Origin of the sequence: Bacillus sp. RB3 (genome assembly GCF_030164735.1) — a bacterium.
Taxonomy (GTDB): domain Bacteria; phylum Bacillota; class Bacilli; order Bacillales; family Bacillaceae_G; genus Bacillus_A; species Bacillus_A cereus.
Genome location: NZ_JASNGE010000017.1, coordinates 83,611 through 103,060, shown reverse-complemented (window position 1 = coordinate 103,060; position 19,450 = coordinate 83,611). Strand labels below are relative to the sequence as shown.

Sequence of the window (19,450 nt, the reverse complement as noted above, 5' to 3'; positions counted from 1 at the left end):
GAAGAAAATTTAGCCATAAAAAATGCACCTCCAATTGTTAGACTGTGTCTAACAATTGGGGTGCACTTCAATTATATTAGATGGCTTTTGTATGTTACGTGTATAAAGTTATTTGAAAATAACGATCGAATAATAGGTGAGATTATAACAATATTTGTGTAAGAGAATAAAAAATGTAGATAATTTCGATTTTCAAAAAAATCAATTTGAAAATATGTTTTTATTTTGCAACTAAATATGTTACTATATGTGTGATAAAAACAAAGAGGTCTGACATCTACACTCCACATAATAATACTCTAATGATTTGAAAATTCAAAAAAATCAAAATTTAAAATAATAATTGTATTAATGATTAGAGTAAAAATAAGGGGAATGGAGAAATTATGGAGAAAGACACTGCTTTGTAAGGGGCATATTTTATCATCTTGAGCAGAGAGGAGGATGCATAGCATATTGTAAAATATAGAGATAAACAATGAAAAAGTGCTATGCAAATGAAGAGCATGAAGGGACGTTTAAGGCCAGGTGATACGGTAGCAATTGGTTTAATGCTATTTGCATTATTTTTAGGAGCAGGAAATTTAATTTTTCCGCCAGTTTTAGGTCAACAAGCAGGAGAGAATGTTTGGATTGCTACAATAGGATTCCTTGTAACGGGAGTCGGATTACCCCTACTAGCTGTAACAGCTGTCGCGTTTGTAGAGGGGGACTTGAAAGCGCTATCTTCTAGAGTCCATCCTATATTTGCGTTTATTTTCCCATTGATTAGTTATTTAGCAATTGGACCATTTTTCGCGATTCCTCGTACTGGAGCTGTTTCGTTTGAAATGGGTATGAAGCCGTTTTTATCAGAGGCAATGGTTTCAGAGTGGTACATGCTATTTCTTTTCACGATAGTTTTCTTCGGAATAACGTGGTATTTATCATTAAATCCATCTAAATTAGTGGATTGGTTCGGAAAGTTTCTTACACCATTATTAGTATTAATTGTCGCTGTTATTGTCGGAAAGGCAATTATTGATCCAATTGGAGAGCCAGCTGCGCCGTTAGCTGCTTACAAAGAAAATGCTTTCTTTGGTGGATTTATTCAAGGATATTTAACGATGGATGCAATTAGCGCGCTCGTATTCGGAATTGTCGTTGTACAAGTTATCCGCTCTAAAGGGATAAAAGAGAGTAGTCAAATTGCAAAAATAACAGTAGTATCAGGTATTATTGCTGTACTTGGTTTAACGTTAATTTATTTATCACTTGCTTATCTTGGTTCAACAAGTACATCACTTGGTATCTCAGAAAACGGTGGTCTTATTTTAACGAATGTTGTAAATGAGCTATATGGGACGAGTGGTAAAATTTTATTAGGGCTTGTTATTATACTCGCTTGTTTAACAACTTCTGTTGGGCTAACATCTGCGTGTGCGGGTTTCTTTACAAACTTATTCCCAAAACTTTCGCATAAAACGATTGTAACAATGGTATGTGTATTTAGTTTAATTGTATCTAACCTAGGTTTAACGCAATTAATCGCAGTAACATTACCTGTGTTAATGATCATTTATCCAGTTGCAATTGTATTAATCGTACTTTCTTATTTCCATAAGTGGATTGGGAAGCGTAATACAATTTATATTGGAGCTATTTTAGGTGCATTGTTAATTAGTTTCTTTAACGGTTTAGAAAGTGCGAAAATTAAAATTGACGCGATTTCTAATGTACTACAAATGTTACCGTTATATAACGAAGGAATCGGATGGTTAATTCCATCATGTATTGGCGGGATTCTCGGTTTCTTCTTCTATAAATCAAATGAATCAAGTGAATTACAAAAGAAAGGTGCTTAGGCACCTTTCTTTTTTTGAAGGGGATTTTTGTATTTTGTCTAAGTAATAATTGGGGGGAATGATAAATGGCTAATTTTGAAGATTTTTTAAATTTGGATTTGAGAATTGGAACTGTAATACATGCAGAGGAATTTAAAGAAGCGAGAGTACCAGCGATTAAACTAGCAATAGATTTTGGAGAAATCGGGATAAAGCAGTCAAGTGCTCAAATTACGAAAAGGTATAGTCCAGAAGATTTAATCGGTCAACAAATCGTTGCTGTTGTAAACTTTCCACCAAAGCGTGTAGCTGGATTCAAATCAGAAGTACTTGTGCTTGGTGGTGTTCCTGAAGCTGATGATGTTGTGTTACTTCAGCCTAATATGAAATTGCCAAATGGAACAAAAATTAGCTAGGGTGAAGGTAGGGGCTAATATGGATATCGGACGAGAATATTTACAATGTGCGATTTCGAACTTTAAAGCAACAAAGAAACAAGGGGAACGGGCACTTTCTCAATTATCATATGAACAAATACAATGGTCTTCTCATGAAGAAACAAATAGTATAGCGATTATTATTAAGCATCTGCACGGTAATATGCGTTCTAGATGGACGGATTTTTTAACGTCTGATGGTGAAAAAACAGATCGTAATCGAGATGGTGAATTTGAAGGATGCTATCACTCAAAAGAAGAAACCCTTATAGCTTGGCAAGAAGGATGGAAATATGTTTTTAATACGATGAATACTTTAACGCCGGAACACTTATTGAAGACGGTATACATTCGCGGTGAAGCACATACTGTCATGCAAGCAATTGAAAGGCAAATTGCTCATTATGCATTGCATATTGGTCAGATTATTTACATTGGGAAGATGTTAAAAGAAAATGAGTGGGAATGTTTAAGTATTCCGAGAGGTCAGTCTGCGCGTTATGTAGAGAAAAAACGTTCAACATAATAATAAGAAAGAAACCGATAAAAAATGGGGAAAAAGAAAGTCAGCCAAATAATAGATGGTTCTGTAATCATAAGAATACTGCCAAAAATAATTCCATATATAATAAGAAAGAAATTGAAAAGTGTATTCACAGGGAGAAATCGTGAGATAAACACTTGCTGTCGTTTAAAACAATCACTGTGAAATAAATAAAAGCGGAAGTACCATGTGGCTGTAATAAGGTCTTTCTTTCTCACAATTCTTTTTTTGCATGTATGACAGATAAATGGTGGTTGCATTTCATTACGCTCCATTTTTTATTTTCATAATAATGTGAGACAAAATTAGGTACAAAGTGTATGTTCCTATATACGCTCCTGCAATAAGGAAAAATGGATTCAGTAAAATTCCATGAATGCTCGTCATGAAAACTAAATCTTGTATTAAAACATCGTATATATTAATGGAAATAATTGTACCGAGTACATACAGTGCCAAGTACGCAGAAATATGTAGCACAATAGAGATTTTTGGTTGCTTAGCGGACAAATAAAAAATGAATGATAGAGCGATTGGTAATATTCCTATTAATAGCTTCAATTCATTTCACCTCATTAACAATATAGCCGAAATTTTAACGGTCTATTCTCTAGGGCTTGTACATAACTTGAAATAGAGAGGTGATAGTATGAATCGGGGCTTTTTTTTTATGAAGTTTACAAATATGCGTAAGTTAGTTTTATTTGTTATTACTACAGTGCTAGCGACTTTTTTTCTTATTAGTCTGATGGTAACCTCTATGAAAGAGACAAAGTCAACGTATTTATATAATTGGTTAAATGAGTTATCGATGAATGGTTACATGTATGTACTTGGAAAAGAGAATCATTATTTTACACAGGAGTATCGAAATTTGAATCAAGATTTTTCAATTTCTTCTTTTCTCTTTTCTATGGCTACAAATATTCGCTTTAATGATGTACGCAGTTTTGTCGGGAAAGAGCTCCCGGGGTTTGGTAAGTACGATACAGAAATTGTTATTGCGGGTGAGGGTACAAATTATTCTAACTTACCGATAGAGTCGAGTGTTCCTCTTGAAGAAGTGGTGAAGGAACGGACTAGTGGAACTGGACAAGCACCTAAACAAGATACGAGTAAAGAGAAAAAACAGCCGTCCCAAACGACCGGGAAGAGACAAGTTGCGTTTATTTATCATACACATAGCTGGGAATCTTATTTACCTTTACTTAACTTAACGAATGACCCGGATCCGAATAAAGCAACGAGTTCTGTATCGAATATTTCTATATTAGGAGATCGTTTCCGTGAACAACTAGAAGGTGAAGGGATTGGAGCTACTAACGATAAGAGTGATGTTGGTCAAAAGTTAATAAGTAAAGGTTTAAACAGTAATAGTTCGTATAAGATGTCACGAGAAATTGTGCAGCAAGCTATGGCTGGAAATAAAGATCTTCAATACTTTTTTGATTTGCATCGTGATAGTGCCCGAAAGAATGTAACGACAAAAACAATTGGAGATAAATCATATGCAAAGCTTGCATTTGTAGTAGGGAAAGGAAATAAAAACTATGAAAAAAACTTACAATTAGCGACAGCTTTACATGAGGCGATTAATAAGAAATATCCAGGAGTGAGCCGTGGGGTCATTCAAAAAGGGTTCCAGACAGGAAATGGAATCTATAATCAAGACCTATCAGGACAAGCGATATTAATAGAAGTCGGCGGTGTAGATAATACAGAGGAAGAATTGAATCGATCAATTGATGCACTTGCTAAAGCATTTGGTGAATATTTTTGGCAGGCAGAAAAAGTGAATGGATAAAGTGAAACGTGAATTAGCCAGGACATCTATCGATAATTATTAGCTCACTTCAATCTTGAAAAAACGTAAGTGTAATGCTTGCGTTTTTTCTTTGTAATGGTGAGACGTCACAGAATAGACATAATTTGTCGTTGTTATAGTAATATCGAAATTTGTCAATTTATAGTAGGAGATTTACAAAGGAATTTTCGGGAAAGTAGAGAAAATCTTTTTATAAGGAAAACTTTTTATTATGAAACTGGTAGGGTGATTGAAGTGATTAGGGAAATCGAAATAGAAGATGCAGCATCATTTTTGCAATTAAGTAAGCAATTAGATGAAGAAACGAAGTTTATGCTATATGAACCAGGAGAAAGGAAAACTACAGCTGAGCAACAAGAAAAAATGATCCATCGATTTATGGAAAATGAATATGCAACAATATTTGTAGCAGTTGAAGATGAGAGGATAGTAGGTTTTATATTAGTGAATGGAAATAACATTCAAAGAAAGAGGCATGTGGCAAGCATTGTAATTGGTATTTTGCAAGAGTATAACGGGCGAGGTATTGGGACTAGATTGTTTAAAGAGGTTGAGAAGTGGGCAAAATTACATGATGTATGGCGTTTAGAATTAACAGTAATGGCCCACAATACAAGAGCTCAGGCACTATATAAAAAAGCTGGATTTGAGAAAGAAGGTGTCAAAAAAGCTGCTCTTATTATCGATGGAAAGGGCATCGATGAGTATGAAATGGCCAAATTATTAAAATAAGAGGTCGTTATATGAAAAAAAGATGGGCACTACTTGGTATTGTAGCTGCAATAATTATTATTGGAGTAGCAGGAATCAATTATAAAATGTATAAGGATAAGCAGGCGCGGGAAGTAAGTGTAAATAGCATATTTCCGAAAGCGAAAGAAACGATTGCTAATATGGATGGGGATATTGCGGTAATTAATAATCCGAATTCAATGCTTGTACTTGTAAATAAAAGTAGGCGTTTACCAGATGGGTATAGACCGCCAGATTTAGTTATTCCGAAAGTGCGCTACTCTAGTGAAGGTGATCAAGAAAAGAAAAAGATGAGAAAAGAGGCAGCGAGGGCGCTTGAGGATATGTTTCAGCAGGCTGACAACGAGCGTATTTTTCTTTTTGCAGTTTCTGGATTTAGATCTTTTGATCGACAAAAAGCATTAAATACGATGTATAAAAAACAAGACGGGGAAGCAAAAACAGCAATGTCTAGCGCGGTTCCTGGCACAAGTGAGCATCAAACTGGACTAGCTATGGATATTACGTCTCAATCTGCTAAATTTCAGTTAGAGACGGTTTTTGGGGAAACGAAAGAAGGTCAGTGGCTTTCTGAAAATGCCCATAAATTTGGTTTTGTTGTTCGATACACAAAAGCGAAAGAAACGATTACGGGTTATCGGTATGAACCATGGCACGTAAGGTATGTGGGAAATCCACAAGCTACATATTTGTATGATAATCAACTGACGCTTGAAGAAGTAACAGAGTAAATGATTGAGGGGAGAGACGTATAATGACGATGTTATATAAGAAAAAAGTACATGCATATATTACAAGAGAAAAAGAGGGGGTTATGCAATTACTTGTTTTTAAACATCGTGATATACATGAAGCTGGTATTCAAGTGCCAGGAGGAACGGTTAATGAAGGTGAAACGTTAGAAGCGGCTATATTGCGTGAAGTACAGGAAGAATCCGGATTGCGTCATTTATGCATAGAACGTTTTTTAGCAGATTACATCATACATATGAAAGAAAAACAGGAATATGAAAAACGCCACTTTTTTCATGTAACTTTACTAACAGATGTAAAGGATACTTGGGAACATATTGTAAGTGCTGGTGAGGAAGATAAAGGATTAGTATTTTGCTACGAATGGGTTGATATTGCAAAATGCCCTGAATTAGCTGGGAAACAAGGTGAGTTTTTACATTTGTTAGATGAAGTATACGCACAGTAATGTAAGAGTCTGAAGCGAAGGTTAATGCGTTTCAGACTATTTTTATTTTTCGGGAAATTAAAGGTGTTTAAATAAGGAAATTGAATTTCTTTAAAGGGATATTAATTAAGCTAGCTTATGCTTTTGAACAAGCGACAAAGCATAGAAAAATCCCCAACTTATCATGAATAGAATAAACAAAGAGGACAGGAATCCCTGTCCTCTTTGTTTTAGTGATTAAAGTGAAATATCGTTCTGCTCTGTCTTATGATATTTTAATAAACTAAAGGATAAACAAGCGGAACATAAAATAAGAATAGAAGCGATGATATAAATTGTACGAACACCGAACATATCAGTAATAATGCCAATGCTAAGCATAGATAGTCCAGAGGCTGTTGAAAGAAGTGCACCATGTGCTGTATACATTTTGGATAATAAAGCAGGGGCGACACTTGATTGTAAAACAGTCGTTTGGGAAATATCTCTAATTTGATAACATGGTCCCATTAGAACACATAGAAAAAGCGCAATAAATCCGCTGCTTGTCATACCGTATAAAAATGTAAGAATACTAAACATAAGAGAGCCAATCGACATAGATCGTATTAAATTGTTTTGAATATAGGAACTCATTTTCCAGGCTAATAGACCACCGATTAACGTGCCAACATAATAACTTGTATTAATATATCCCCACCATTCTTCGCCCTTATGAAGGATAGTCGTAACGTATGCCATCGTAATAGCACCAATCCATATTGTCCCTGCGAAAGTTTCGATTAAGTCCATATATGTAACGGTACGGAGAGAAGGATTTTGAAATAGGAGTTTCCAACCTTCCAATAAAACAGTACTTTTGGAAGAGGGAGAATCTGCTATTCTTTCAGTATGTATGGAACGTAATGAAAAATGTAATGCAATGCATCCGAAAATCATTAAAATGTTATTAATCATGAGTGTAGAAGTAGCGCCAATGAGAAGAACGACAATACTCGTAAATGAATAAGCAACGGCTTGCACAATTTGTGTTGAAAAGGAAAAGATACTATTTACTTTTACTAATTTTTCTTTCGGTGTAAGGCGCGGAAGAATACTGTATAATAATGGAGCACTCCACCCACTACATAATGAAATGACAAAAATAAAAGTTAATAGAGCTATAATGTTTGTGGATAAGACCGGGAACAAAATCATTAATAATAGTAAAAAGACTGTTTTCAGCCATTGGAGCGTATATAACAGCGTATAAGATGGAAAACGATTTATTATAAGTGGTGCAGAGATGTTAGCAATTAGATTTGTGATAACTTGTAATAATGGAAAAAGAGCAGTAATAGTAGCTGATTTAGTTGCTATATAAATATGAGTTGTAATAATCATTACATATACGATGTCAGCGAGAGTAATGCATATTTTGGAACCTAAATAGTAGATTAGTGACAGGTTTCTCAATAAGATTATCACCTCTATAAAAAATAGTATTTAGTAATTAGAATAATTGTAATTTAAAAATTAAAATTTTTAAAGAATTTAATTTTTTGTCACTTTTTGAAAGGGATTTTCATGTATAATGAAGAATATATTGATATAGTATTATATTAATGATCATTGTAACAGTGAGTATGTACAATAGCTTGTAGCAAACGCCCAAGTGTAAGAAAGGGCGGATAAACCATTCTTTTCTTCATATACATATAGAAAATGAGAAAGAAAGTGAGGGTTGCATATGGCTGCTTGGGTAATTTGGTTTATAATAGCTGGTATTTTATTTATCGCAGAAATGTTGTCGATTACATTTTACATGCTTTGGCTTGGAATTGGAGCTGTTGTCGGAGGTCTTATTGCTTTGTTTGCTCCTGATGCACTACTGTTACAAGTTACTGTTGGTGCAATTGTAAGTTTAACTTTGACATTCTTTACGAAAAGAATTTCAAAAAACTTTCGAGAAGCAAAAGGTTTTACTGATACAGTAGATATGCTTGTTGGTAAAAAAGGGATTGTTATGCAAGCGATTACAGATGAAGCGAATGGTATTGTGAAAGTGGATGGAGATACTTGGACAGCTATTGCAGATTCTTCAATTGATGCTGGAGAAAAAGTCGTTGTTATAAAGAGGCATAGTACTATATTACAAGTGAAAAAGGAGAGTGAATAAATATGGTAGCATTAACGTTAACGATTATATTCGCACTAATTGTAGTTACATTTATCGCATTAACAATTAAAATTATTCCTCAGCAAAAAGTTGGGGTTGTTGAAAGATTTGGTAAGTTTCAACGTATCATGCACCCAGGGTTAAATATTTTAATACCAATTGTAGATCGTGTTCGTGTATATCATGACTTACGTATTCAACAAACGAATGTACCACCGCAAAAGGTAATTACGAAAGATAATGTTCAAGTAGAAATTGATACTATTATTTTCTATCAAATTGTTGAACCAGAACTTGCGACATATGGTATTTCAAACTATGAATATGGTGTTCGTAATATTACTTCAGCAACGATGCGTCAAATTATCGGTAAAATGGAACTGGATGAAACGTTATCTGGTCGTGAAAAAATTTCAACAGAAATCCGCTTAGCGCTTGATGAAGCAACAGAAAAATGGGGCGTACGTATTGAACGTGTCGAAGTTGTTGATATTAACCCGCCAAAAGATGTGCAAGCATCAATGGAAAAACAAATGAAGGCTGAGCGTAATAAACGTGCGATTATTTTAGAAGCTGAAGCAGCAAAACAAGATAAAGTCCTTCGTGCTGAAGGGGAAAAGCAAAGTAAAATCTTGATGGCTGAAGGGGATAAAGAAGCGCGTATTCGCGAAGCTGAAGGTATAAAAGAAGCAAAAGAATTAGAAGCGCAAGGGGAAGCAAGGGCAATTGAAGAAATCGCAAAAGCAGAACAAAATCGTATTGAATTGCTTCGTGAAGCGAATTTGGATGAGCGTATACTTGCTTACAAATCATTTGAATCATTAGCTGAAGTTGCAAAAGGACCAGCAAATAAAGTCTTTATTCCGTCTAATGCAATTGAAACACTTGGTACTCTTGGGGCAATTGGAGAAATATTTAAAGAAAAACAAGTGAAGAAACTACCTTCAAATGATACAGGAAAAGAACAATAAAAGTGAGGAAGAGAAATGGGATACCATTGCTCTTTTTTTTGCGTATATTCCGAAAAGCTTGTACATATCCATGTATAAAGAAGGTGATGCAGTGAAAAAGTATGCAACTCGAATACATGGGAAGAAACTGATTTCGTTACTCCTTTTATATGCGCTAATAGTAATTATGATAGCGTCGATTTTGACGTCATTTTTACATACAATGAAATCGAATTATGCAAATCAATGGTTTGGAAAAGTATCGATGCAAGGTTTTGTTCAAATGATAGAAAGTGAGAATCGCTATTACGGATTTGATTATTTTAAGAAGAATAAAAGAGAGTCAGTTGGAAATTTAATGTTCTCTATTGCGACAGATTTGAAAATTAAAGATTTAAGAACATTCGTCGGTAAAGAAGTACCTGGTATGTCAAAGTATTATTCTAATATTATCGTAGCTGGGGAAGGGACAAACTTGACGAATATCCCAAATGAATCTAGTGTACCGATTGAAGAAGTAACGAAAGAACGGGAAGTAGCAAAAGATAAAGTTACAGAAGCGGAAAAGAATAATCCGGTTCAGAAAAAGAACGGAGCGAAAAAAGGTGAAAGTGCAGTATATATTTATCATACACATAGCTGGGAATCCTTCTTTCCATTATTACCAGGGGCTACGGATCCATCAAGTCCAGATGTAAATGTGTCCTTACTAGGGAAACGTATGAAAGAGCAACTTGAAGGACAAGGAATTCCGGTAGTTCACGATAAAACGAATATGGGTGATTTATTAGCGAGTAAAAAATGGAAATGGCCGCAATCATATAAAGCGTCTCATGAATATGTAAAAGAAGCATTAGCACAAAATAATAAAATTGCGTTTCCAATTGATATACACCGTGACGATCAGCGTAAGAAAGTAACAACAAAAGTAATTAACGGAAAATCGTATGCAAGATTATATTTTATAATTGGGATGGAAAATGAAGGCCGTGCTGAAAATGAAAAAATTGCAAGAGCGATCAATAGTTATTTAGATGAAAACTACTACGGATTAAGTAGAGGGATTTTTCCCAAGTATAAAAAAGATGGAAATGGCGTTTATAATCAAGATTTATCGAAAAATGCGATGTTAATTGAAGTTGGTGGTGTTGATAATACGTTAGATGAATTATATAACACAATTGATGTGTTAACAGAAGCGTTTAGTAAATATTATTGGAATGATGCGGAAAAAGTGAATGGATGAGGGACGGGAGACCGTTCCTTTTTTATTTTGGAATCTTAAAATGTGATATAATGGAATTTTATGAATGTTAAATAAAGGGAGAGAGAAACATGCAAATACTACTAATACGCCACGGAGAATCAGAAGCTGATATTTTACATGTGCATGAAGGTCGAGCTGATTTTGAGTTAACTGACAAAGGGAGACAACAAGTACAAAGACTTGTACAGAAAGTGAAAAAAGATTTTGCGCCAGATTTCATTTGGGCAAGCACATTAAAACGCGCTCGTGAAACGGGTGAAATATTAGCAGAAGCAATTGGTTGTCCAATTCAATTAGAAGAGGAATTAATGGAGTTTAATAATGGAGTGCAAGCAGGCTTATCATTTGAAGAAGCAAAGAAATATCCAGAGCCAAAGTTTCTTCATGACCGTTTTGAAAACGGAGAATCATTTATTGAGTTTCGAATGAGAATAGAAGGAATCTTTTCTAAAATTATGATAGAGAATACATATGATCGAATTGCAATTGTTGCCCATGGAGGCGTAATTAATAGTCTATTACGTGCATTTTTCAAAATGCCAATTTCAATGGACTACTATTTCAAAATGGGAGATACGGGAATAAGTTTAATTGAAATTGAGGGTGAACAAAAAACGGTGCATTTCATTAATGATACGAATCATTTGGACGGGATGTAAAGACTTATGTACAAAGTTGTATTTTTCGATGTTGACGGTACGTTATTAAGTGAGATTGATAGAAGCATGCACGAAAGTACAAAAGAAGCGATACGAAGGTTAATAGATAAAGGAATTCACGTAGTTGTTACAACTGGAAGACCGTATAGTTTATGCTCACAATTTAAGGAACTAGGTATAAATACGTTTATTTCAGCAAATGGTGCACATATAAAATGTGGGAAAGAAGTTATACATAAATCAGTACTTTCAAGCGAAATCGTTCATGATATTTCAAATTTTGCTGAATTACATGGTCACAGTGTTTCTTACTTTACAGAAGAATTTGCAATGAATAATATTGCTTCCAAAGATGAACGTGTCATGCGAGCGTTAAATGAAACTTTAAATTTAGAGCGGTATCCTGACAAAGTTAGAAACTTATCAGATGAGATGTATTGCATATGTCTGTATGCTGATGATACAGAAGCTCAAAAATTCATTGAAAGATATCCAGCACTTACGTTTGAGCGTTTTCATGGTTACGTTATAAATGTATTGGAAGATAGTAAAGTATCGAAGCTAACTGCAATTCAAAAAGTATTGGAACATTTAAACATTAGTAAATTAGAAGCCATTGCTTTTGGCGATGGTGGAAATGATATTGAGATGTTGCAGTATGTAGGATTAGGAGTTGCGATGGGAAATGGTGGAGAGGAGTTGAAGAGAAGGGCTGATTTCGTTACAACGAAGGCGAGTGAAGGCGGAATTTCTTATGCCTTAAAGAAGTTGCGAATTATTTAAAACTAATAGTTAGTCAGTGTGAAAAATCCTGTTTTAATAATGGCTTTTGTTAATATGTATACTGTTTTAGGGAATTATTTGAGCTCTCCTACTTACAATTTAACTGCAGAACAAATCCTTTATTTTCGCTTAGCAAGGCTGTTTGGTATGTTGCTGTCACCACTTGCAGGTCTTTTAACAAAGAGGTTTGAAGTAAGGAAAGTTCTTCAAGGAGGATTGTTGATTGTTATTTTTAGTCTAAGTTCAATGGGCTTTGTTTCGGATCTATCTCTACTTGTAATGATGAGTGTCTGTTTTGTAATAGGTATTGCTATATCCGTTCCGTCTTTAGTTTCTCTTGGAGGTCAATTAGGAGGGAAAGCAAGGGGAATATACTTTTATTTTATTTTTAGGTACTAGTATAGGACCTATCATTTCTATTTATCTTATGAAAATAGGAGGTTATGCTCAAACATTTATTTTATTAGGAATGATACTTTTTATTGGTTTTGTAGCTAATTAATGAATGAGTGGAAAATCACTCAAATAAAGGAATGCGAGGATCTTTCATATGCTCGCATAATAAAATATGAATTTGTCCACGATGATGATAAAAGTGTGCAACGATTTCAAGTAACCATTCAAAGCGCGAATAAGAAATCCCCCAATAGGCAGTCATAACTTTTGCTAATTCTATTTGGGAGTAGGAAAGAAATGTTTTAGAGAGAAGGTTGTATCCTTCAATCATCGTTTGTTGCATGTGAGCAACTGTTACGGGTGTATGTTCTATATAAAAGGTATGTAATTCTTTTTCTGAAATACCATTTAAAATGAGTAAATCAGCATGACAAATAAGAGAAAGATGTGCACACATTTCAAATAATGATCGTTTTGAGTGAATCGGTTGTATTTTTAAATCGTTTTCACTATATTGGTTAAGCATATAAATAGAAGTATCAATAGCAACTTTTAGTTGATGCAATGCAGATTGAACAAACATTGTAATTCTCCTCGTCTCCGTATATAATAGTTTCTTGAGGATATTATATCATACTCAAAATTCCGAAAATTCTAGTAGTTTGACTAGCATAATGAAAAGTATTATATTGTAAAAGGTCATATGAAACGTGAAATAGAATGGAATGCAATTATTGAGTTAGGAGTTAGACCAATGAGTTTGAAATATGGAAGAGATACAATTGTAGAAATTGACTTAAATGCTGTAAAACATAATGTAAAAGAATTTAAAAAACATGTAAATGATGAAGAAATTAAGATGATGGCTGCTGTAAAAGCGAATGGGTATGGCCATGGGGCAGTTGAAGTTGCCAAAGCTGCAATTGAAGCGGGAATACATCAACTTGCAGTTGCATTTGTAGATGAAGCAATAGAATTAAGAGAAGCAGGAATTACTGTACCAATTTTAATTTTAGGATACACACCAGTAGCGGCTGTAGAAGATGTAATTCAATATGACGTTATGATGACTGTTTATAGAGTAGAAGATTTACATGGTATAAATGAAATTGCAAACCGTCTTCAAAAGAAAGTACAAATTCAAGTGAAAATTGATACAGGAATGAGTCGTATCGGTTTACAAGAAGAAGAAGTTAAACCATTTTTAGAAGAATTAAACCGTATGGAGTATGTAGAGGTAGTAGGGATGTTTACGCATTACTCTACGGCAGATGAAATCGATAAATCATATACGAATATGCAAACAAGTTTATTTGAAAAAGCTGTTAATACAGCGAAAGAATTAGGAATTCAAATACCATATATTCATAGTTCAAATAGTGCGGGATCAATGGAATTAAGTAACACATTTCAAAATATGGTACGCGTTGGAATAGGAGTGTACGGTATGTATCCATCAAAAGAAGTGGATCATTCAGTCGTTTCTTTACAGCCTGCGTTGTCGTTAAAATCAAAAGTAGCTCATATTAAACATGCGAAGAAGAATCGTGGTGTAAGTTATGGGAATACGTATGTAACAACTGGTGAAGAATGGATTGCGACTGTACCAATTGGTTATGCTGATGGTTATAATCGTCAATTATCTAATAAAGGCTATGCGTTAATTAATGGGGTTCGAGTACCTGTTATTGGCCGTGTTTGTATGGATCAGTTAATGTTGGATGTTTCAAAAGCGATGCCAGTACAAGTAGGAGACGAAGTAGTATTCTACGGTAAACAAGGTGAAGAAAATATCGCAGTAGAAGAAATAGCGGATATGTTAGGTACAATAAACTATGAAGTTACATGTATGCTAGATAGAAGAATTCCGCGTGTCTATAAAGAAAATGACGAAACAACTGCAGTTGTAAATATATTAAGAAAAAACTGAATCATTTCGATTCAGTTTTTTTATTTTTTTATTCATATCAAATGCGAATATACCCTCGTTATGTAATACGGAGTAAACTTTGTGAAACACACTTTTTAGTTCAACTAAATTAAACTATCACCGGCAGAGATGACCAGTCCCGCAACAAAGATCTAATATACGAGAGTAGGGAAGAGCATCTTGTAAAACGAGGCTGGATGGGAGTATTCAACAAAATGTCCCCAATGTTTATTATAGATGTCTGCTAAAATATCATAATTAGAATAAATTGTTTTGTTAACATATGTATTCACCTAAAAATTCATTAAATTATAATAGTCATGCCTCGTTTTAATTTCAAAACCACATTGTGTATATAGTTTTAAAGCGTGGATATTTTTCGTTTCGACGTCTAATTCAATTGTTGAAACTCCTTCTGTAATAAGGGTATGTACTATATTACAAAGAATATCTTTTCCGTATCCTTTACCTTGATAAGAAGGATGAACGGCGAATCCTGATAGTGTAGTAGATTGCTCTTGTTTAGAAACTGTAATTGTTCCTATCACTTTTTCAGCAATAAGGGTACTGTAAACTTGATGGGAAGATGAATTCATCATTTTTTGTAACCATGTAGCCGTATTTTCTACTGAATCACCAAAAGCTTTACTAGAAATTTCAATAAGATCAAGAAGTGATTCTGAAGGTGCAAGAGTAAGCTGTATATTATTATCTGTTGTTTTTTGAATTTCGTTTGTTTTGAACTCCATACTATATTCACTATATAAATATGGTAACTTCATATGTTTTACAAATTCATTCCCAGAAATAGAATCCCCATTAATAATAAGAAGAGCTTCATCTGTCTCTCTATTTTGTATTTCTTTCATTGCAGTTTGTAAAAGGATAGTTCCGAAACGTTGTTTTCTAAAATGAGGATGTACAAAGCCTATTAGTTCAAGCTTTGTTGGTCTTTCGAAATCATACATATTTAAAGCGCCAATTAATTGAGTACCGTTATAAAGAAGAAAATCGTTTATATAATCTTCATTTCGATTTTTTAAAAAGTTGATATGTAAATCTGAAGAGTAATCAAGATTGTCTTGTTGCCCACAAATATAAGCCAAATCCTTCATTTGCTGTATTTCACTTTCTGTTACATAACGCTTTTTCTGAATATCCATTGTATACTCCCTCTCATTTGTATTTAAAAATAGGATGGGTGACTTAACCATTTCTTTAATTCCACATTACCTTGCACAGATAACAGTCGGTATAAATAACGATAAGGCTGTCTATATTCTTCTAATTGAGGAATAGACATAATTGTTTCGTAACCACTTTTAAAGGCATGTGCTTCTTTTTCGGTAAGTACATATTCTAGTCCGATAAAATCAAGTTCTCGCGGAGCAACAGCGTAAGCTTCACTATCTACTAAACCCGTAATAGTTGTACCGTCAGATAAAAATTGAGTAGGATCCATATCAATTAAGACGAGTGTAGATTCCTTTGGTACGGACAGGGAAGAAAGTTGTGATTCAAAGGTAGGGAATGCATTTTTTATGCTTTCATTATCGGAATAAAACATATTCGCAAGCTCTTTACTCACGTTTAAAATATGTGATTGGAATTCATCTAGTGGAACTTGGAACGTGCCTGACGGATTTCCTATGAAATCGGCTTTAAATTTATGTATTTCTGCAAGTCCTTTTCCTAGGCTGAATAAAATAGAATCTGGTTGCTCGATAAAAGATTGAACTGTGTTACCTACTAACTTTTCGACCACCACAAATTCACGGCTATTTAAAACATGTTTTTCTAATATTGTTGGGATAGGAAGATTCGTATGTTCTTGCAGCAATGTATGTACAGTTTCTAAATGATGGACGTTCCTTGGATCAATTCCAAATAGATTTTTACATCCCCACCAAAAATCATTATTTGGTTCTTCATTCATTTTAGAAGCACGAACGATAACTTCTGTATCTTCTGTTTGAACGAGAAAAACATCACTTGCATGATCTTCATAACCTGGGTGCAAGGCTTGAACGGATAGAATAGGTGAATTGAATAGTTGTTGTAACATGAAAAGACTCATTTTTCTGTAAATTCCATAAATTCATTATATAACAGATGATGTGTTATGAGGATAAAGATAAAAAGATTGAAAGCATACTTACATTTATAGTGAAAATTCATTAAAAATATTATATTTCTCTATTTTTGTATGAATTGTCTAAAAATAATGGTGGTAATACTTGAATGTAAGACTCGTATCTTTAAATCTATGAAGAGTAAAAGTAAAATTAAGCATTCATTTATAAGATTGTGAATCACAATAATGTAGACTATAGAAAATATTTCTCAATAATAAAATGAAGAGAAAAGCATGAAGAAGTAGAATGCATTCATTTATAATAGACTTAAATTAATTAATATAATTAATTGTTAATTTTATTATATTAATTGGATAGGAGAGAATGTTATGGCAAATGTACTCGTAATAAATTTTCCTGGGGAAGGTCATATTAATCCGACTTTAGCTGTTGTAAGTGAGTTAATTCAGCGAGGGGAAACAGTTGTTTCTTATTGTATTGAAGATTATAGAAAGAAGGTTGAAGCAACAGGTGCGGAATTCCGAGTGTTTGAGAATTTTCTCTCTCAAATTAATATTATGGAACGAGTAAATGAAGGTGGGAGCCCTTTGACGATGCTATCTCATATGATTGAAGCATCAGAGCGTATTGTTACTCAAATTGTAGAAGAAACAAATGAGGAAAAATATGATTATTTAATATATGATAATCATTTTCCAGTAGGACGTATTATAGCGAATATTTTACAATTACCAAGCGTTTCATCCTGTACAACGTTTGCTGTTAATCAGTACATTAATTTTCATGATGAGCAAGAAGCGAGACAAGTAGATGAAATGGATCCATTATATCAATCTTGTTTAGCGGGAATGGAAAGATGGAATAAGCAGTATGGAATGAAATGTAATAGTATGTATGATATTATGAACCATCCTGGTGATATTACGATTGTATATACTTCAAAAGAATATCAGCCACGTTCAGAGGTATTTGATGAATCGTATAAATTTGTAGGTCCATCAATTGCTACTCGAAAAGAAGTGGGGAGTTTTCCTACCGAAGATTTAAAAAATGAAAAAGTGATTTTCATTTCTATGGGAACAGTTTTTAATGAACAACCTGCTTTGTATGAAAAATGTTTTGAAGCGTTTAAAGATGTTGATGCGACAGTCGTATTAGTCGTTGGTAAGAAGATAAATATAAGTCAATTTGAAAATATCCCGAAAAACTTTAAGTTGTATAATTATGTCCCGCAATTAGAAGTTTTACAGCATGCTGATGTATTCGTGACACATGGTGGTATGAATAGTTCTAGTGAAGCGTTATATTACGGTGTTCCATTAGTTGTAATTCCGGTAACAGGAGATCAGCCATTCGTTGCAAAACGATTGACTGAAGTAGGGGCAGGAATAAGACTTAATCGCAACGAGTTAACTTCTGAATTGTTACGTGAGACTGTAAAGAAAGTAATGGATGATGTGACGTTTAAGGAGAATAGTCGTAAAGTGGGAGAGTCGCTTAGAAATGCCGGTGGATATCAAAGGGCAGTTGAGGAAATATTCAAATTAAAAATGAAGCCGTACGTAAAGATTAAATAGATGTTAAAAACACACTTACTTTTAATTTGTAAGTGTGTTTTTAGTATTACGCGTTACATGTGTTACATAAAAATAGCGATAAAGGAGAAACTTTTGTGTATATAAATCGATACCTTTGAATTAGTAGTAAAATTACGTTAAAATAATACTAAGAAAATATATAAGTTTTGGGGGTAATGAATGAAGAAAGTATTTGAATACGTATTATTAACAATTGGCTCAATTATAGTAGCAGGTTCATTAGAGCTTATTTTAGCACCTAATGGATTAGTAGATGGCGGGGTAACGGCTATTGCTATTATGGCAAATAAAGTCGCAGGATTGCCGCTTTATGGTGTGTTCTTAGGAATTAATATCCCAATTTTATTATTTACTGCAAAAGTAATGGGAAAGAAATTTTTTATCCGTACATCTTATGCGAATGTAGTTACAACACTCGGATTAATTTATTTAAAACCATTTCCAGCAATTACGACTTCTGAGTTATTAATTGTACTTTATGGTGGAGTACTGTTTGGAATTGGTGTTGGGATTGTTGTTAAAATGGGTGGAGCAATTGACGGTTCGGAAATGTTAGCAGTTTGGATGAATAAACACTTTAATGTACCGATTAGTACATTTTTACTTGCAGTAAATGCAGTTATTTTCATCTTTGTTGCCATTTTATTTTCAATCGAACAAGCGATGTTCTCATTAGCAATTTTCTATATTGTTACGAAGATGATTGATTTTATATTAGATGGTATTAATCAAGGTAAGAGCGTTATGATTATTTCTGGTAAGAATAAAGAAATAGGCGATTTACTTATGAAAGAATTGCAACTATCTGTTACGTATCTACATGGAGAAGGTGGTTTTTTAGGGGAGCATAAGAGAATCATTTATTGCATTACAAACCGATTCATTTATCCGAAAATGAAAGATCTCGTTCTCTCTGTAGATCCAGCCGCTATAATCGAAGCTTCCTATTCAACAGAAACGACTGGTGTGAAACGTCCGGGAAGGAAAGCTAGGTCAGGTGAATAACTAGAAGAAGGCTGTCCAAAAAGTTATTTTGGAACAGCCTTCTTTT

The 19,450-nt window shown here is 33.9% G+C and carries 22 protein-coding genes and 1 pseudogene; 16 read left to right on the top strand and 7 right to left on the bottom strand.

Annotation, left to right across the window (positions count from 1 at the left end; genetic code table 11):
- The first annotated feature begins 506 nt into the window (after window positions 1–506).
- The 3 genes from brnQ4 to QO049_RS20670 all read left to right on the top strand — a co-directional run bounded on the left by brnQ4 (window position 507) and on the right by QO049_RS20670 (window position 2,786).
- On the top strand, window positions 507–1,844 hold the full coding sequence (gene brnQ4, locus QO049_RS20680) for a branched-chain amino acid transport system II carrier protein BrnQ4 (protein ID WP_011110049.1): 1,338 nt from the start codon (window positions 507–509) through the stop codon (window positions 1,842–1,844).
- Window positions 1,845–1,909: 65 nt separating this feature from the next.
- Window positions 1,910–2,239, top strand: coding sequence for a chaperone CsaA (gene csaA, locus QO049_RS20675; RefSeq protein WP_001263016.1), 330 nt, complete (start codon window positions 1,910–1,912; stop codon window positions 2,237–2,239).
- Complete coding sequence (locus QO049_RS20670; RefSeq protein ID WP_000435828.1) at window positions 2,220–2,786, top strand: DUF1572 domain-containing protein; 567 nt, start codon at window positions 2,220–2,222, stop codon at window positions 2,784–2,786. The genes csaA and QO049_RS20670 overlap by 20 nt, the downstream gene beginning before the upstream one ends.
- Here QO049_RS20670 and QO049_RS20665 read toward each other — a convergent pair.
- Both QO049_RS20665 and QO049_RS20660 read right to left on the bottom strand, forming a co-directional pair.
- The gene (locus QO049_RS20665; protein ID WP_016109792.1) at window positions 2,759–3,064 is read right to left on the bottom strand and encodes a hypothetical protein; all 306 of its coding nucleotides are present in this window, start codon (window positions 3,062–3,064) and stop codon (window positions 2,759–2,761) included. The genes QO049_RS20670 and QO049_RS20665 overlap by 28 nt on opposite strands.
- Window positions 3,065–3,068: 4 nt before the next feature.
- Window positions 3,069–3,365 carry a hypothetical protein gene (locus QO049_RS20660; protein ID WP_098607332.1) on the bottom strand — a complete coding sequence of 99 codons (297 nt, stop codon included), beginning with the start codon at window positions 3,363–3,365 and terminating at the stop codon, window positions 3,069–3,071.
- An 88-nt stretch (window positions 3,366–3,453) separates the two neighbouring features.
- Here QO049_RS20660 and spoIIP (QO049_RS20655) point away from each other — a divergent pair, with 88 nt between their 5' ends.
- From spoIIP (QO049_RS20655) to QO049_RS20640, 4 genes are all read left to right on the top strand, one after another.
- A complete protein-coding gene (gene spoIIP / locus QO049_RS20655; protein WP_098299891.1) occupies window positions 3,454–4,608 on the top strand; it encodes a stage II sporulation protein P in 1,155 nt (384 codons plus the stop codon).
- A 255-nt stretch (window positions 4,609–4,863) separates the two neighbouring features.
- Complete coding sequence (locus QO049_RS20650; protein ID WP_000617573.1) at window positions 4,864–5,361, top strand: GNAT family N-acetyltransferase; 498 nt, start codon at window positions 4,864–4,866, stop codon at window positions 5,359–5,361.
- An 11-nt stretch (window positions 5,362–5,372) separates the two neighbouring features.
- Window positions 5,373–6,113: a M15 family metallopeptidase gene (locus QO049_RS20645; protein ID WP_000747647.1), complete on the top strand. Its 741-nt coding sequence runs from the start codon at window positions 5,373–5,375 to the stop codon at window positions 6,111–6,113.
- A gap of 23 nt (window positions 6,114–6,136) precedes the next feature.
- On the top strand, window positions 6,137–6,583 hold the full coding sequence (locus tag QO049_RS20640) for an NUDIX hydrolase (protein WP_000178289.1): 447 nt from the start codon (window positions 6,137–6,139) through the stop codon (window positions 6,581–6,583).
- A gap of 216 nt (window positions 6,584–6,799) precedes the next feature.
- Here QO049_RS20640 and QO049_RS20635 read toward each other — a convergent pair whose 3' ends face one another.
- Window positions 6,800–8,017 carry an MFS transporter gene (locus QO049_RS20635; protein WP_142307803.1) on the bottom strand — a complete coding sequence of 406 codons (1,218 nt, stop codon included), beginning with the start codon at window positions 8,015–8,017 and terminating at the stop codon, window positions 6,800–6,802.
- Between the two features lie 274 nt (window positions 8,018–8,291).
- On the opposite strand from QO049_RS20635, the gene QO049_RS20630 reads away from it, so the two are divergent.
- From QO049_RS20630 to QO049_RS20605, 6 genes are all read left to right on the top strand, one after another.
- Window positions 8,292–8,720, top strand: a complete 429-nt coding sequence (locus QO049_RS20630) for an NfeD family protein (RefSeq protein ID WP_098595348.1) — start codon at window positions 8,292–8,294, stop codon at window positions 8,718–8,720.
- 2 nt (window positions 8,721–8,722) lie between these two features.
- A complete protein-coding gene (locus tag QO049_RS20625; RefSeq protein ID WP_000226253.1) occupies window positions 8,723–9,691 on the top strand; it encodes an SPFH domain-containing protein in 969 nt (322 codons plus the stop codon).
- Window positions 9,669–10,916 (top strand): stage II sporulation protein P, encoded by a 1,248-nt coding sequence (gene spoIIP, locus QO049_RS20620; protein ID WP_349816876.1) that lies wholly within the window; start codon window positions 9,669–9,671, stop codon window positions 10,914–10,916. The genes QO049_RS20625 and spoIIP (QO049_RS20620) overlap by 23 nt, the downstream gene beginning before the upstream one ends.
- A gap of 89 nt (window positions 10,917–11,005) precedes the next feature.
- Window positions 11,006–11,596, top strand: a complete 591-nt coding sequence (locus QO049_RS20615) for a histidine phosphatase family protein (protein ID WP_001166433.1) — start codon at window positions 11,006–11,008, stop codon at window positions 11,594–11,596.
- A 6-nt stretch (window positions 11,597–11,602) separates the two neighbouring features.
- The gene (locus tag QO049_RS20610; RefSeq protein WP_000278964.1) at window positions 11,603–12,379 is read left to right on the top strand and encodes a Cof-type HAD-IIB family hydrolase; all 777 of its coding nucleotides are present in this window, start codon (window positions 11,603–11,605) and stop codon (window positions 12,377–12,379) included.
- A gap of 39 nt (window positions 12,380–12,418) precedes the next feature.
- On the top strand, window positions 12,419–12,778 hold the full coding sequence (locus QO049_RS20605) for an MFS transporter (protein WP_423774753.1): 360 nt from the start codon (window positions 12,419–12,421) through the stop codon (window positions 12,776–12,778).
- A gap of 118 nt (window positions 12,779–12,896) precedes the next feature.
- Here the strand turns inward: QO049_RS20605 and QO049_RS20600 are convergent, their stop codons facing one another.
- Window positions 12,897–13,358: a DinB family protein gene (locus QO049_RS20600; protein ID WP_000498004.1), complete on the bottom strand. Its 462-nt coding sequence runs from the start codon at window positions 13,356–13,358 to the stop codon at window positions 12,897–12,899.
- A gap of 171 nt (window positions 13,359–13,529) precedes the next feature.
- On the opposite strand from QO049_RS20600, the gene alr reads away from it, so the two are divergent.
- Window positions 13,530–14,705, top strand: coding sequence for an alanine racemase (gene alr, locus QO049_RS20595; protein ID WP_021727885.1), 1,176 nt, complete (start codon window positions 13,530–13,532; stop codon window positions 14,703–14,705).
- 120 nt (window positions 14,706–14,825) lie between these two features.
- On the opposite strand, the pseudogene QO049_RS30985 reads toward alr, so the two are convergent.
- The 3 genes and pseudogenes from QO049_RS30985 to QO049_RS20580 form a co-directional block, all read right to left on the bottom strand.
- Window positions 14,826–14,998, bottom strand: a pseudogene (locus QO049_RS30985) (class I SAM-dependent methyltransferase); the annotation flags it as partial.
- Window positions 14,999–15,868, bottom strand: coding sequence for a GNAT family N-acetyltransferase (locus QO049_RS20585; RefSeq protein WP_246962592.1), 870 nt, complete (start codon window positions 15,866–15,868; stop codon window positions 14,999–15,001). It abuts the pseudogene before it with no gap.
- 23 nt (window positions 15,869–15,891) lie between these two features.
- The gene (locus QO049_RS20580) at window positions 15,892–16,770 is read right to left on the bottom strand and encodes a nitrate reductase (protein WP_246962594.1); all 879 of its coding nucleotides are present in this window, start codon (window positions 16,768–16,770) and stop codon (window positions 15,892–15,894) included.
- A gap of 399 nt (window positions 16,771–17,169) precedes the next feature.
- Here QO049_RS20580 and QO049_RS20575 point away from each other — a divergent pair, with 399 nt between their 5' ends.
- Both QO049_RS20575 and QO049_RS20570 read left to right on the top strand, forming a co-directional pair.
- Complete coding sequence (locus QO049_RS20575; RefSeq protein ID WP_284489416.1) at window positions 17,170–18,378, top strand: macrolide family glycosyltransferase; 1,209 nt, start codon at window positions 17,170–17,172, stop codon at window positions 18,376–18,378.
- Window positions 18,379–18,558: 180 nt separating this feature from the next.
- Entirely contained in the window at window positions 18,559–19,404 is an 846-nt protein-coding gene (locus tag QO049_RS20570; protein WP_000755125.1) for a YitT family protein, read from the top strand.
- Window positions 19,405–19,450 lie beyond the last annotated feature (46 nt).

What these genes read in the sequence shown, in the direction of transcription:
- QO049_RS20575 (WP_284489416.1), top strand. Translation starts at nt 17,170, where the DNA reads ATGGCAAATGTACTCGTAATAAATTTTCCTGGGGAAGGTCATATTAAT.
- QO049_RS20600 (WP_000498004.1), bottom strand. Translation starts at nt 13,358, where the DNA reads ATGTTTGTTCAATCTGCATTGCATCAACTAAAAGTTGCTATTGATACT.
- QO049_RS20605 (WP_423774753.1), top strand. Translation starts at nt 12,419, where the DNA reads ATGGCTTTTGTTAATATGTATACTGTTTTAGGGAATTATTTGAGCTCT.
- QO049_RS20585 (WP_246962592.1), bottom strand. Translation starts at nt 15,868, where the DNA reads ATGGATATTCAGAAAAAGCGTTATGTAACAGAAAGTGAAATACAGCAA.
- QO049_RS20665 (WP_016109792.1), bottom strand. Translation starts at nt 3,064, where the DNA reads ATGCAACCACCATTTATCTGTCATACATGCAAAAAAAGAATTGTGAGA.
- spoIIP (WP_098299891.1), top strand. Translation starts at nt 3,454, where the DNA reads ATGAATCGGGGCTTTTTTTTTATGAAGTTTACAAATATGCGTAAGTTA.
- QO049_RS20640 (WP_000178289.1), top strand. Translation starts at nt 6,137, where the DNA reads ATGACGATGTTATATAAGAAAAAAGTACATGCATATATTACAAGAGAA.
- QO049_RS20625 (WP_000226253.1), top strand. Translation starts at nt 8,723, where the DNA reads ATGGTAGCATTAACGTTAACGATTATATTCGCACTAATTGTAGTTACA.
- QO049_RS20615 (WP_001166433.1), top strand. Translation starts at nt 11,006, where the DNA reads ATGCAAATACTACTAATACGCCACGGAGAATCAGAAGCTGATATTTTA.
- QO049_RS20630 (WP_098595348.1), top strand. Translation starts at nt 8,292, where the DNA reads ATGGCTGCTTGGGTAATTTGGTTTATAATAGCTGGTATTTTATTTATC.
- brnQ4 (WP_011110049.1), top strand. Translation starts at nt 507, where the DNA reads ATGAAGGGACGTTTAAGGCCAGGTGATACGGTAGCAATTGGTTTAATG.
- alr (WP_021727885.1), top strand. Translation starts at nt 13,530, where the DNA reads ATGAGTTTGAAATATGGAAGAGATACAATTGTAGAAATTGACTTAAAT.
- csaA (WP_001263016.1), top strand. Translation starts at nt 1,910, where the DNA reads ATGGCTAATTTTGAAGATTTTTTAAATTTGGATTTGAGAATTGGAACT.
- QO049_RS20610 (WP_000278964.1), top strand. Translation starts at nt 11,603, where the DNA reads ATGTACAAAGTTGTATTTTTCGATGTTGACGGTACGTTATTAAGTGAG.
- spoIIP (WP_349816876.1), top strand. Translation starts at nt 9,669, where the DNA reads ATGATACAGGAAAAGAACAATAAAAGTGAGGAAGAGAAATGGGATACC.
- QO049_RS20670 (WP_000435828.1), top strand. Translation starts at nt 2,220, where the DNA reads ATGGAACAAAAATTAGCTAGGGTGAAGGTAGGGGCTAATATGGATATC.
- QO049_RS20580 (WP_246962594.1), bottom strand. Translation starts at nt 16,770, where the DNA reads ATGTTACAACAACTATTCAATTCACCTATTCTATCCGTTCAAGCCTTG.
- QO049_RS20645 (WP_000747647.1), top strand. Translation starts at nt 5,373, where the DNA reads ATGAAAAAAAGATGGGCACTACTTGGTATTGTAGCTGCAATAATTATT.
- QO049_RS20570 (WP_000755125.1), top strand. Translation starts at nt 18,559, where the DNA reads ATGAAGAAAGTATTTGAATACGTATTATTAACAATTGGCTCAATTATA.